The organism is Accumulibacter sp. (assembly GCF_032229525.1).
Classification (GTDB): Bacteria; Pseudomonadota; Gammaproteobacteria; order Burkholderiales; family Rhodocyclaceae; genus Accumulibacter.
In genome coordinates this window covers 23,465-36,222 of the sequence record NZ_JAVTWB010000202.1, presented here as the reverse complement: position 1 = coordinate 36,222, position 12,758 = coordinate 23,465, and the positions used below count along the sequence as shown (strand labels likewise).

At 60.7% G+C, this 12,758-nt stretch carries 11 protein-coding genes and 1 pseudogene; 9 read left to right on the top strand and 3 right to left on the bottom strand.

Annotation, left to right across the window (positions count from 1 at the left end; translation table 11 throughout):
• The 8 genes and pseudogenes from RUW20_RS15845 to RUW20_RS15810 form a co-directional block, all read left to right on the top strand.
• A pseudogene (locus RUW20_RS15845) lies at positions 1-328 on the top strand (alpha/beta hydrolase); the annotation flags it as partial.
• A gap of 104 nt (positions 329-432) precedes the next feature.
• The gene (locus RUW20_RS15840) at positions 433-1,074 is read left to right on the top strand and encodes a methyltransferase domain-containing protein (protein WP_313953189.1); all 642 of its coding nucleotides are present in this window, start codon (positions 433-435) and stop codon (positions 1,072-1,074) included.
• A 518-nt stretch (positions 1,075-1,592) separates the two neighbouring features.
• Positions 1,593-1,865, top strand: a complete 273-nt coding sequence (locus RUW20_RS15835; RefSeq protein ID WP_313953188.1) for a hypothetical protein — start codon at positions 1,593-1,595, stop codon at positions 1,863-1,865.
• A 64-nt stretch (positions 1,866-1,929) separates the two neighbouring features.
• A complete protein-coding gene (locus RUW20_RS15830; RefSeq protein ID WP_313953187.1) occupies positions 1,930-2,355 on the top strand; it encodes a cupin domain-containing protein in 426 nt (141 codons plus the stop codon).
• Between the two features lie 259 nt (positions 2,356-2,614).
• Entirely contained in the window at positions 2,615-3,220 is a 606-nt protein-coding gene (locus RUW20_RS15825) for a DUF4337 domain-containing protein (RefSeq protein WP_313953186.1), read from the top strand.
• A 175-nt stretch (positions 3,221-3,395) separates the two neighbouring features.
• The gene (locus RUW20_RS15820) at positions 3,396-4,196 is read left to right on the top strand and encodes a class I SAM-dependent methyltransferase (protein ID WP_313953185.1); all 801 of its coding nucleotides are present in this window, start codon (positions 3,396-3,398) and stop codon (positions 4,194-4,196) included.
• A 79-nt stretch (positions 4,197-4,275) separates the two neighbouring features.
• Positions 4,276-5,004, top strand: coding sequence for an MBL fold metallo-hydrolase (locus RUW20_RS15815; protein WP_313953184.1), 729 nt, complete (start codon positions 4,276-4,278; stop codon positions 5,002-5,004).
• A gap of 128 nt (positions 5,005-5,132) precedes the next feature.
• Positions 5,133-6,035, top strand: a complete 903-nt coding sequence (locus tag RUW20_RS15810; RefSeq protein WP_313953183.1) for a prolyl oligopeptidase family serine peptidase — start codon at positions 5,133-5,135, stop codon at positions 6,033-6,035.
• Between the two features lie 37 nt (positions 6,036-6,072).
• On the opposite strand, the gene RUW20_RS15805 is transcribed toward RUW20_RS15810, so the two are convergent.
• Positions 6,073-8,238: an exonuclease domain-containing protein gene (locus RUW20_RS15805; RefSeq protein WP_313953182.1), complete on the bottom strand. Its 2,166-nt coding sequence runs from the start codon at positions 8,236-8,238 to the stop codon at positions 6,073-6,075.
• 251 nt (positions 8,239-8,489) lie between these two features.
• Entirely contained in the window at positions 8,490-9,224 is a 735-nt protein-coding gene (locus RUW20_RS15800; protein WP_313953181.1) for a hypothetical protein, read from the bottom strand.
• Between the two features lie 517 nt (positions 9,225-9,741).
• On the opposite strand from RUW20_RS15800, the gene RUW20_RS15795 reads away from it, so the two are divergent.
• A complete protein-coding gene (locus RUW20_RS15795) occupies positions 9,742-10,596 on the top strand; it encodes a PEP-CTERM sorting domain-containing protein (RefSeq protein ID WP_313953180.1) in 855 nt (284 codons plus the stop codon).
• A gap of 165 nt (positions 10,597-10,761) precedes the next feature.
• Here RUW20_RS15795 and rpoD read toward each other — a convergent pair whose 3' ends face one another.
• Positions 10,762-12,711, bottom strand: coding sequence for an RNA polymerase sigma factor RpoD (rpoD, locus tag RUW20_RS15790; RefSeq protein ID WP_313953179.1), 1,950 nt, complete (start codon positions 12,709-12,711; stop codon positions 10,762-10,764).
• Positions 12,712-12,758: the final 47 nt, after the last annotated feature.

The following is a 12,758-nucleotide window of genomic DNA, read 5'->3' as shown; positions in this document are numbered from 1 at the left end:
GCCGTCACGTCTGGCACTTCGCCTCAAGAACAAGCTGCTTTATCGTGCACTAGCCGGCGATTGTGGGCAATTGCTTGCGTCGTCATCCCGCATGAGCGCCATCGGCTCGCTGCAAGAAGCGACAACGGGCATCGCAGGTGTGAGCGGGTTCACAAACCGCGGCGGCCCATTTGGCGGCGAGCCAAATGATGGCGTGGTTTCCCTCGGAGAGGTCAGCGCTCCTTGGTTGTCAGCTCAAAGGCAAGTGCCTGTCATCCACACGCTGCTGCCCAGCAGTCGTCGGGTCGCCGAAGTGATTCTTTCCGAAGTCAGTCCAAATGCTGGTTAGCCCGGCAATCGCGAGGGACACCGGTCAAGCCGCGACTCTTCGGGCAGTCTGCCTCGCGCGGCGCCCCTCGTTTTTACCTTAGCCGCTATCAACCCCCGGCGCTCATGACTGCCTTGATCATCGTTCTTCTGCTCGTCGTCGCCACCGTTGTTGTCGGGACCGCATGGCGTCTTGCTTCCCGTCGCCAGAGTCTTCACTGTCCGGTTTGGCTGCGTTGGCTCGTGGAACTCGACAATCCTTTCACCAAGACAAACCGTGCCGCATTCATTGTCGAGACTCTTGAACTCTCGCCTGGCATGACAGTCCTTGACGCAGGTTGCGGCCCGGGGCGCCTGACAGTTCCTCTGGCCCGGGGCGTAGGCCCGTCCGGTCGTGTTGTTGCGCTGGACATCCAGCCGGGAATGCTTGCCCGAGCCAAAACCAAGACGGACGCTGCCGGTCAGACAAACGTCGAGTTTGTCGCTGCTGCTCTCGGTGACGGCAAGCTTCCCTTCAGTCACTTTGATCGCGCGGTCCTGGTGACTGTCCTGGGGGAGATTCCCGATCGCCCTTCCGCTCTTGCCGAATTGTTCGGCGCCCTCAAACCCGGCGGGTTTCTGGTGGTCGTTGAGCTTATCTTCGATCCCCACTTCCAGACCCGTGGTACTGTCACGAGCCTGGCAATCTCAACTGGCTTCCGTGAGCGAGCGTTCTTTGGGCACAGCCTGGCATATGTCATTCACTTCGAGAAGCCAAATGGCGACTAACCCGCCAATCCACCGGGCCGCGTGAAAAAAGCCGTGCAGCCGGGAAGGAGAAATCAGAGCAATAAGTGGAACAAGCAGGGTCAGCAGCAGCAGAGCAATAAGCAGAGTAATAAGGGTCAGTGCTAACATTCCAACAGTTCTGTACGGGCAATATCACATGCTCAAGCTTCGATTTATATGCGACATTGTTCCGGCAACAAGCAGCTGCGATCGAGAATTGTCGAAAGTGTCAGGGTGATTAATATTTTGCGCCAGCGAACCGCCGAGACTAACGCATTGCGGATTTAAAGAGGACAGGCGAAATAGGATCAAGGGGGCCCGGCGAAATTATCCACGGGGCGGACATGCAAGAGCAGCGTGCCGCTCAAGCTTGTCGTTAGGTGTTGGAGCTGCTTTCCATGCGTATGGCAGAAAGCAAAATGGAAATAAGCAATGTAAGTACCCATGAAAAATCCGCAAACCGAAGCAATTAAAAAGTTGCTTTCATGTTGGCGTAGCAGTTCAGTGTGGGAGTCAAAATGAAAAGATTGGCAATGTTACTTTTGGCCGTGTCGTCAATGGCACTCATTTCTGGATGTGGTGATTCCAAAAAAGCCTTCGACAAAAAATACGATAAGGCATTCATTGACAGCTGGAAGAGCAAGTTTATTAGTTCATGTGTGGGAGGCGATAATAGAAAGTCGGCGATCTGTCACTGCGTTGCAAATAAATCGATCGAAAGTCTTTCAGTAGAGCAGTTAAATGATGCAGAAGTTATCAAGGAAAAAATCGTTCCTCAGTGTCGAGAATAATAGCTGGGGGGTCAGTTTAAGCTTGCATATTTCACACCACGAGCTCTACCAATGAAGGAATCCCATGGCTACTACCGAGATCGAAGTTGGCCAGCTTGGCATCAACTACATCGTCGATGGCTCGCACACCGCGAGCCTCGGAATGTTTGAACTGACCGTGCCTCCTGGCTCAAACGTTCCTCCGCCACACAGTCACTCCAACAACGAAGAATGCCTGTACGTTTTGGCGGGAACCCTTCGATACACGGTTGGAACCGAGACTCGCGATCTGACACCAGGCCAATGCATGAGCACGCCAAAGGGCGTGGTTCATGCTTTCGCGAACCCATTCGCCGAGACCGCTCGCGCCCTGGTCGTCCAGTCTCCGGACATCGGAGCCCAATACTTCAAAGACGTTGCCGTGGTGATCAACGCCGGCGGACCGCCGGACAAAGCGGCCCTGGTATCCGTCATGTCCAGGTACGGGCTTGTCCCGGCGGTACCGAAGTGATGCGTCTTGTCAGAAACACGTCCCAGGTGATTGATCGGAAATGACGCAATCAAGCAGTTTGTCCACCAACCATGAGCTTCATGCCCATCCTTTAGGCGCATCCGGGGCTTGCGGTCGAGGACGCCCTTCGGGTCGAATTCGAAGCCATGGCCTGGCGCAACGGGCAGGAAGGTAACCGACCTTCGAGGAGGGGGATCACAGCAAATGTTCGCTGAGGGACCTTTTGTGAAAACTTCGCTGTTGCGAGAAGGAGATTGAAGTGGCAGACATCAAGGATGCGATCGAAGAGGTGGTGAACACGGCTGAACGGACTCCCGATCGGCTGAACAGCGTGATTGCCTTGCTGGTGGCTGTCCTGGCGACGCTGATGGCGCTGTTCAACGTCAAGGACGGGAACATCGTGCAGGCGATGGCCCAGGCGCAGGCAAAGGGCATCGACACCTGGGCGTATTTTCAGGCCAAGAGTACCAAGCTGGCGCTCGCCGAGAACATGCTCGATCAACTCACCTTCGAGCGTGAGCGGGGTGCCGCGCTGACCCCGGAGGCTAGCGCAGTGCTGGATAAGAAGCTCGAGTTCTATCGCGTCAAGGTCGATCGCTATGCCGGCGAAAGGGACGAAATCAAGACGCGGGCCGAGGCCTACGAACGGGAGTACGATCGGCTGAACGTTCACGATGACCAGTTCGATATCGCCGAAGCGGGAATTACTGTCGCTCTCGCCGTGCTGGGCATCGCCGCGCTGACACGCCGAAGCTGGCTGGTGTGGTTCGCGATGGTGTTCGCCGGAGTCGGGCTGGCCTCGGGCATCGCCGGCTTCGTCGGTGGCGACTTTCATCTCGACTTCCTCGCCAACCTCCTAAGCTGAAGCGCGTCCCGGCCCAAGGCGCATGTGATTCCATCGCCGCTCCCGGCCGCGCCAGGTCTTCGCCCGCTTGAGCAAGTCCCGCGCATGGCGTCGCGCGCGGCACAAGGTCAAGCTCTGGGCTGTGGCATACAATCGACGTGCACCGAACACGGCGCATTTTGAGGAGGGTCTATCGATGGCTGGTCTGGAATCACATTATTCGGCGCGCGACATCGAGGCGCGAATCCTGGCGGCCGTTCGCGCGGCCGGATTGAATCCCGAGCAAGGCCTGTCGCCGGAGGAGCTGGGGGCGCTTGACCATTTCCATACGGGCGGGCTCGGCGCTTCGCGCGAGTTGCTGGAGCTGGCGCAGATTCGGGCTGAGGATCGTGTTCTCGACATCGGCGCCGGCTTGGCCGGCCCCGCCCGGCTGCTCGCTTCGGCGCTTGGCTGCCGCGTCGACTGCCTCGAAATGTCGTCCGATTACTGCGCCGCCGCGGTGCTGTTGAATCGGCTGACCGGCCTCGACGAGCGAATCGAGGTGCACCAGGGCAGCGCGCTCAAGTTGCCTTTTCCCAACTTTTCGTTTGACGCCGTCTGGATGCAGAATGTTGGCATGAATATAGCGGACAAGCAGACGCTCTACGCGGAGATCTACCGCGTTCTCAAGCCTGGCGGTCGGTTTGCCTTCCAGGAGATGGTCGCCGGGGAAGCTGCCACCGCCTATTTTCCGCTGCCGTGGGCTACTGAGCCGGCTGACAGCTGCCTTGTTTCTGCTGAAGAAATGCGCTCGGTGCTGGCCGAGAGTGGGTTCATTCCCGAGCTTTTCGAGGACACCAGTGACGCTCATTTGAGCAAGACCGCCGCGGGCGCCGCAGCGAGCGCGTTATCCCTGGCGGTTTTTGTCGACAACCTGGCGGAAAAAGCCGGGAACGCGCGGCGCAGCCTTCAGGAGGGTCAAATCCGCCTGGTCAGAGGTGTTTTCCGGGTGAAATGAGCCAGCAGCAACCGCTTCACGGGGGGTGCATCGAGCGCGTGATGGCGGCCTGAACCCTGTTTCGCTAGAGAGGGAGACGATGACGATTACCAACAGTCAGTCCGGGACGAATGTGCATGAGCTTGCTGGCGGCATCTATCGCATCAACACGCCGGTGACGATCGCCGGCGCCGGCGGGTTTTCGTTCAACCAGTACCTCATTGCGGACGATCAGCCGCTGCTTTTCCACACTGGGCCGCGAAGGATGTTCCCGCTGGTACGTGAAGCGGTGGCGAGTGTGCTGCCGGTGGACAGCCTTCGCTACATTGCCTTTTCGCATGTGGAAGCCGACGAATGCGGCTCGCTCAACGAATGGCTGGCCGCCGCGCCGCAGTCGGTGCCGCTGTGCGGTGCCGTTGCGGCGATGGTATCGATCGGCGACCTTGCGGACCGGGCACCCCGCGCGCTGGCTGATGGCGAGTTGCTGCAGCTGGGTGCGCACGCCGTGCGCTGGCTTGATACGCCCCATCTGCCGCACGCGTGGGAATGCGGTTTTCTGGTGGAAGAGCGAAGCTCCACCTTGCTGTGTGGCGACCTGTTCACCCAGGGCGGGTCGGATCTACCGCCGGTCACCGAGTCGGACATTCTCGGGCCGAGCGAGGCCTTCCGTCACCAGATGGATTACTTCTCGCACACAAAAAACGCGCGTTTGTTGCTCGAGCGACTGGCCTCGACCAACCCGACCACGCTTGCCTGCATGCACGGTAGCGCCTGGCGTGGCGACGGGGCGAAACTGCTTCGTGCCCTTGCCGACGCACTCTCGGAGTGAACTGCCAAGGCTTTTTGGCCAGTTGCCTGATCTGTCTGGGCGCTGCCCTGCCCGACCCTTGTTCGGCGCAGGAGGGGGTGCCGGACAATGGCTCGCGGAGTTTTCGCGAGCAAGTCAGGGAGCGCTGGTTGGCGCGACAACCCGCCAGGGCGGCGCCTTCCAGCGCTGCCGACGGCCGAATCACCGGCCCGGGTGACTATTCGTTATCCCTCGTTCATGCCGGGTTGACGCGCTGGTACCGGCTGCATGTGCCGTCGTCGTACTCCCCGTCGACGCCGGCTCCGCTGGTGTTCTCCTTTCACGGCGGTGGCGGGAGCATGGACTACCAGGCCAACGACAGCTACTACGGACAGATCTCGAAATCCGAGCAGGCGGGCTACATCGCGGTCTTTCCGAATGGCTTCAGCAAACTCAAGTCAGGCAAGCTTGCCACCTGGAATGCCGGCAACTGCTGCGCCTCGGCGCGCGACGAAGACATCGACGATGTCGGCTTCGTCCGGGCGATCATCGCGCAGCTGGGCACCCGGCTGAATATCGATCGCGGCCGGATATTCGCCAACGGCATGTCGAACGGCGGCATGATGGCTTACCGCCTGGCCTGCGAAATGTCCGATGTGTTCAAGGCCGTCGCTGCCGTGGCCGGTACCGACAACACCAGGATGTGCTCGCCGAAGGTGCCGATTTCGATCCTGCACATTCATGCCAGGGACGATGAACTGGAGCTTTTCGAAGGCGGTGCCGGCCGGCAATCGTCGAAAGTGACGTCCTTTGTTTCTGTTCCTGACTCGATAGCCAGGTGGGTGAAGTTCAACGCTTGCAGCAGTGCACCGAAACGTGTTTTCGAGAACGCGGGCGCGTACTGTGATGCCTATTTACAGTGTCGCGGCGCTGTCGAAGTCAGGCTCTGCGTCACCGCCAGCGGCGGCCACTCGTGGCCGGGCGGCAAGAAACCGCGCGGCGATACGCCGCCATCGACCGCGCTCTCGGCCACCGATGTCATCTGGGAGTTTTTCGTCGGGCAGCAACACTGACCGTGCGCTGAAGGTGGCGGCGTGTACCCGCCTGTGCTCAATACTTCACCCGCGCGAAGTAGGTCTTCTGCGACTCCTCCAGCGCCTGGCGCAGGGTGACGATGCCCCGCTGAGCCAGTAGCGGCAGCATTTTCAGGAACAGCTCGCCGGTGGCGACGGCGTCGCCCAGCGCGTTGTGCCGGCCTTCGATACTGATCCCGAGACGTTCGGCGATCTTCTCCAGTTGATGCGAATCCTGATTGGCATGCAGCACACCGGACAGCAGCAGGGTATCGAGGACCGGCTGGCTGAAGACCACGCCGGTGCGCTCTTCTTTCAGTTGCAGGAAGCGCATGTCGAAGGCCGCGTTATGGGCGACGAGGACGGTATCGGCGCAAAAATCGTGGAAAGCGGGCAGGACGGCGTCGATGTTGGGCCGGCCGCGCACCATGTCGTCGGTGATGCCGTGGATGCGGATTCCCTCGGCTCGCAGAAAGCGCTCCGGGTCCACCAGTTCGTCGAAATTCTCCTGGCGCAACAGACGGTTGTTGACGATGCGTACAGCCCCGATCTGGATGATTTCGTCGCCGCCCTTGGGGTCGAGGCCGGTGGTTTCGGTATCGAACACGGTGTAGCTGAGATCGGTCAGCGGGCGGTCCAGGTCGATGCTCTGATCACGAAAATCGAAGAGGTCGAAGTCGTAGTACTCGGGGCGCACGCCACTGTCGTCGATGATCTCGGCCTCGGCCGTCGCCTCGGGGATGGCGACCGGCAGGACCAGCCGGAAAAAGGCGCGATGGGCGGCTTTCTCGCGCTCGTACCAGACTTCGCCGCCATGGCGGTCGATGACATCGCGCAGCGACAGCGGCGAGGTCTCCTGGCCGACCTGCATGGGTTCCATTTCCCAGCTGTAGAAAGTCTCCGAGGACATGGCGTGACCGGCCCAGATGATATCCAGGTAGGCCAGCCGGCCGAAAGGCTGCAGCCGGAAGCGCAATTCCTTGATCTGGTAGTGCTCGACCAGGCGGAATGCCAGGCAGCAGATCGAGAAGACCAGCGAGAAGCTCTCGGCTCTGAGCCACAGGGTTTCGTCGATTTCCTCGGTCTTGCTCGGCAGCTCGAGCTGCTCGGCGATGCGGCGCTGAACGGCGGCGATGATGTCGACGCCAAGGACGTCTTCCAGCGGCCAGCGGGTTTTCAGTGAATCGGCAAACTCGTTCATCGTCTGATCGAGTCGCTGGCTCATACGTACGACTTCGTCGCTGACGATACCGACGAAGCGTTCGCGTACCGCTGCTTCCATGTCCGGATAGTCGGTCAGATTGCCGACCGCGGCGCGGATGTTGGCGAGGCTGCCGCGACTGCCGTCGGTCAGCGATTGCAGCACCTGGTCGCGGCGCGATTCCTGCTCCAGGCTGCGGGTGATGTTCTCGACGGTGAGCACATAGCCGGTCATGTCGCGCGTCGGGGAATCGCCGTCGATAGACAGCACCGGGGCCAGTTGCACGCGCAGCAGTTGTCCGCCGCGCAGGGTGGTGATGAAGTTGGCGATGGCGGCGCCGGCACCCTTGTGCAGGCGCTGGTATACCACTTCCAGCGCGTGATCGATCTGATTGCGTTCGAGAATCGAGAAGATCGACCGGCCAAGGCCGATCAGCGCGCCGCCCGCCCCCGCCGTGCTGCCTTGCGCCAGCGCCCGGAACTGCAGGCGGGCACGACTGTTGTAGAGCAGGATACGTCCGTCCAGGTTGCATACCACTACCGCTTGTGCAAGCTCGGACATCAGCGCTGCCAGGCGATTCTTTTCTTCTTCCACCGACGTTTTGGCGGCCGCGATCTGGGCGTCGACATCGTCCATCAGGCCGTCTCGCTGCTGGGCCAGATCGTTGGTTGCCGCGGCCAGCTCCCGCACTTCGGGGGGGCCTTCGGGAACCACCCGGAAGTTACGGTTGGCGGTCAGCATCACCCGCAGGCTCTCGGCCATCTTGAGCAGGCCCCGCACATACTGCCGGAACAGGTAACGGATGACCAGCAGGCCGAGGATGAAGCCGAAGGTGGTCATCGACGCGCCGAGCGACAGGTGGGGCACGATCAACTGGACGAGCAGTGCGCGCTCCGGGGCCTTGGCGCCGGCCCAGATCAGCAGCGCGGTGATGACGAAGGGGCCGGTCATCAGCAGACCGAGGATGATGACGGAAATGATGAAGCGGATGCGTGCGTTCATTTGCGGGACCTGTTCGACGATGGCGGGCGTTCTGCGACTGCTCAGCCAAAGCTCGTGGCGATGAGCATTTTCCCTGAGTCCTGCTGGCCAGGAGAAGAGGCATAAGCTTAGCCGACTGGCGGGCGAAAAGAACGAATGCTGGTGGTCAGCGCGGCGACGCCGGGGCGAATCGAGTACACGGGGCAGGCAAAACCGGGGCGGCGGCTTGCCTCAGGTTCAGGAAGGCTTCGCGAACAGGCCTGGCGACCTGTTTAGCCTGCCGTGCGGGGCGATGGGGTGTGCGCAGCCAACCGCGCTTCGCTCCCTGCCAGCAGGCGTTCGAGGCGTAGATCGAGCTCCGCTTCCAGCGACAGGGTGCGCAAGTTCTCCCCTGACGATGAGCCCGAGAAGAATCTCAGTGTCTTGACCGAACCGTCGACCTGATAGTCGTCCGCAGCCCAGGAAAAGGCGGCGCGGCGTAGCAGCATGTCGTGATTCATGGCCAGTACCGACAGTGAGAGCGCGAAGGCTCTTTCGGTACTGTCGCTGTCAGCACCGGCGATCTGTAGCGTCAGCTTGTGCAGTGTCTTGAGCCGTGTTGCTTCGGCCACCGCGCTGTACATGACGTGCAGGTGATCGAACTCGGACAGAGTCCGTCCAGCGACAGGAACGATCGCGAACGACCCGGGGTCGGCGGGGTTCCAGACGACCTCCGCGTTTCTCAGCGCCACCAGTTCGCCTTTCGTCGAGCGCAGGTAGACGCGTTTCAGGCCGGGATACGGTTGCCGCGTCAGCGAGTAGGGGCCGGTCGGCGCGCTGGAGTCGAAAGGCAGCTCGTCTACCGCGTCTTCGGGGCCAAGCTCGCCGGCGACCGGCGCAGTGGACAGTCGATCGAAGGCCCAGGCGTCTGCGGAAAAGCTGGCCGTCGCGGCTCCGGGTCCGCTGAACAGCGACGGCAACTCGTTTTGCAGCAGACTGACGATAGCGTTTTCGAGGCCGAGTAACATCGTGCATCATCCAAAGAGTGTCGAGCGGTGGATTGTTCGTGATGCGCCCCACCCGTGCCAGCTTGCCGGTGCACAGCTTGGCTCTGGCAGCGATGTGCGGCCGTGTCGCGTTGATGGACTGGACCGGGGCTCGATGGTAGAGCCCGTGCCCCGCGCCCTGGCCACATCAGGTGCCCTGTCGGCGGCAACTGACTATCTCAGAATCGGTATACCGCGTCAACATCGGTAGGTAGTCGAGCGCAAGACCGGGGAGCGCAATGAAATTAGATGCTTACCTTCTTGCGCCGTGGATTCGCGACCGTTCTCCGGCGCTGGCACGCCTTGCGGCGTCTGCCGCTGCGTCCGCGGCCGGCCAGTCTGTTGTTCGTCGAGCGGCGCCTACGGGCTTGCCAAAACCTTCGCCATCCGCCAGCAAACACCAAGCCATGTGTGCACTAGTTCATAACCGTCCACGGGTTGCTTCGGGGACACTTCGTAACGCAGCTTTCCGACCGCAAACCTGAAGTGGAAGTCCACCATGAAACATATCATTTCCCGCACCATCACGGTACTTGGCCTGCTTGGCAGCAGCATGTCGGCTTCGGCCTTCACCATTGACGGGAACCTGTCGGACTGGGGGGTGAATCCGACAACCTGGATGCCGTTTGCCGGCATCGAATACACCATCGAGGACCAGGTGGGCGGTGGTGCTTTCTACCTGAGCCCGGGCTGGGGCGGGCAAGCCTACGATGCCGAGGCCCTCTACGCAAAAATCCAGGACGGCCAGCTCTACATTGCCCTGGCGACCGGCCACAACCCGAGAACGCCGAACCAGCCCAAGGCGAACAGCTATGGCGCCGGCGACTTCGCCATTGATTTCGGGAAGAACGGCAGTTTCGACCTCGGCATCAACATCCTGCACGTTGATCGTGTCACGGGTAACGGCACCTACCAGTTCGAAAGCTTCGGTGTGGAAGCCGGCGTCTATCAGAATCCCACCTGGGCCTACGGTCTGTGGGACAGCAACGGCCAGTACACCGACCCCCAGGGCACGGCCTACGCCCCCGACCTGTCTCATCCGACGCATCTGACCGGCGGTACCTTGGTGGGAATGGCGCAGCTTGCCTACACGACGAGTCCGGTCAAGGGCTACGGCAGCAATCCGAACGATGATCATTATTTCTACGAAATGAGTATTCCGTTGCAGCTGCTGAGGGACAGCGGCTGGGACGGCAATCCTTTCGACATTCACTGGACCGAGAACTGCGCCAACGACAGTATCTTCGTAGACCCGCCTGCCGAGGTTTCCGAGCCGGCTACCCTGGGCTTGATCGGCTTGAGCCTGTTCGGGCTGTTTCATGGCCGCAAGAGGAAGAAGGCGGCGGCAGGCTGATAGTGGTCGTGGCAGCGGTTTGCTGAATGCGCAGGGGCCGTGACTCGCGTGGCTGCCGCCGTTGGTGACTGCTGGCAGGGCTGGCTGGCCGGGGCCAGCCAGCGAGTGCTGCTCTGGACAGGTGTGGACTCTCTGTGAAGTCTTTCTGCTGGGGCTCCGAGCGTGTCAGCCGTTGCCGCTGTCGAGGAAGCTGCGCAACTTGTCCGAACGCGATGGGTGACGCAGCTTGCGCAGTGCTTTCGCTTCGATCTGGCGAATGCGTTCGCGGGTAACATCGAACTGCTTGCCGACCTCTTCGAGGGTGTGGTCGGTGTTCATTTCGATGCCGAAACGCATGCGCAGTACTTTGGCTTCGCGCGGTGTCAGCGTGTCCAGCACGTCCTTGGTGATGAAGCGCAGACTCGAATAAAGAGCGGCCTCGGTGGGCGCCAGGGTCGCCTGGTCTTCGATGAAATCACCGAGATGCGAGTCGTCGTCGTCGCCGATCGGCGTCTCCATCGAGATCGGTTCCTTGCTGATCTTGAGGATCTTGCGGATCTTCTCTTCCGGCATCTCCATCTTCTTGGCCAGTGTCGCAGGGTCGGCTTCGAGGCCTGTTTCCTGCAGGATCTGCCGCGAGATGCGGTTCATCTTGTTGATCGTCTCGATCATGTGCACCGGGATGCGGATCGTCCTTGCCTGATCGGCGATCGAGCGGGTGATCGCCTGGCGAATCCACCAGGTGGCATAGGTCGAGAACTTGTATCCACGCCGGTATTCGAACTTGTCGACGGCCTTCATCAGGCCAATGTTGCCTTCCTGGATCAGGTCGAGGAACTGCAGGCCACGGTTGGTGTACTTCTTGGCAATCGAGATCACCAGGCGCAGGTTGGCTTCGGTCATCTCGCGCTTGGCGCGGCGGGCTTTCGCTTCGCCGGTAGACATCTGCTTGTTGATGTCCTTCAGTTCCTTCAGCGGGATACCGATACGGTCCTGCAGAGCGAGTAGTTTCCGTTGCTCTTCAGTGATGTTCGGCGCGTTGCGCGTGAGGACTGCCGCGTAGCTCTTGCCGGCCGCGGCGATCTCGGCATCCGCCCAGTCGAGATTGAGTTCGTTGCCGGGGAAAACCTTGATGAAGTGCGGGCGCGGCATGCGAACGGTGTCCACACAGATGCGCTGGATCCGCCGCTCGCAGGTGCGTGCTTCGTCGACCATGGCGCGTACCAGGTCGCACAGGCGCTCGATGGTTTTCGAGGTGAAGCGAATGCCCATCATCTCGTCCGAGATGTTCTCCTGCAGCTTGAGGTAGGCCTTGTCCTGAGAACCTTTCCTGAGCAACTGCGCACGCGCTTTCGCGTCGTGCGACCGGATCAGTTCTAGACGTTCGAGACCTTCGATCTTGAGCTTGAGCAGAGAGGCTGCCGCGGCGGCACCTTCAGCGGCTTCACCGTCATCGTCGTCATCGTCGTCATCGTCGCCCTCATCTTCCTCCTCTGCCGGCTCTTCCGAGGTGCCGGCGCCGTCGGGGTAGATCAGTCCGTCGATCAACTCTTCGATGCGCATTTCGTCGCGAGCGATCCTGTCGGCACAGCTGAGGATTTCAGCGATCGTCGTCGGGCAGGCGGAGATCGCCTGAATCATGTGCTTGAGGCCGTCTTCGATGCGTTTGGCGATTTCGATTTCGCCTTCCCGAGTGAGCAATTCAACCGAGCCCATTTCGCGCATGTACATGCGCACGGGGTCGGTAGTCCTGCCGAACTCGGAGTCGACGGTGGACAGGGCCTGTTCTGCCTGCTCTTCGACATCGGCGTCGTCCGCACCGGAGGCCGGCGTGGCGTCGGACATCAGGAGCGTTTCGGCATCTGGCGCCTCGTCGTAGACCTGGATGCCCATGTCGTTGAAGGTGCTGATGATGCTTTCTATCTGCTCCGCATCGACGACGTCATCTGGCAGATGGTCGTTGATTTCGGCGTAGGTCAGAAAGCCCCGCTCCTTGCCGAGCTTGATCAACGTCTTCAGACGTGTCTTGCGCGTCTCGTCGTCTATGGGTGCCGGCTGGTTGCCGACCTGTGCCAACAGGTCCGCTGCCGCCTTCGCTCTTGCCGCTTTTGTAGTTGCCACTTTTTCCCTTACCATGACCATTTCCCGGATAGCGTTGTACTGGAAAAACTCTAAATTATATC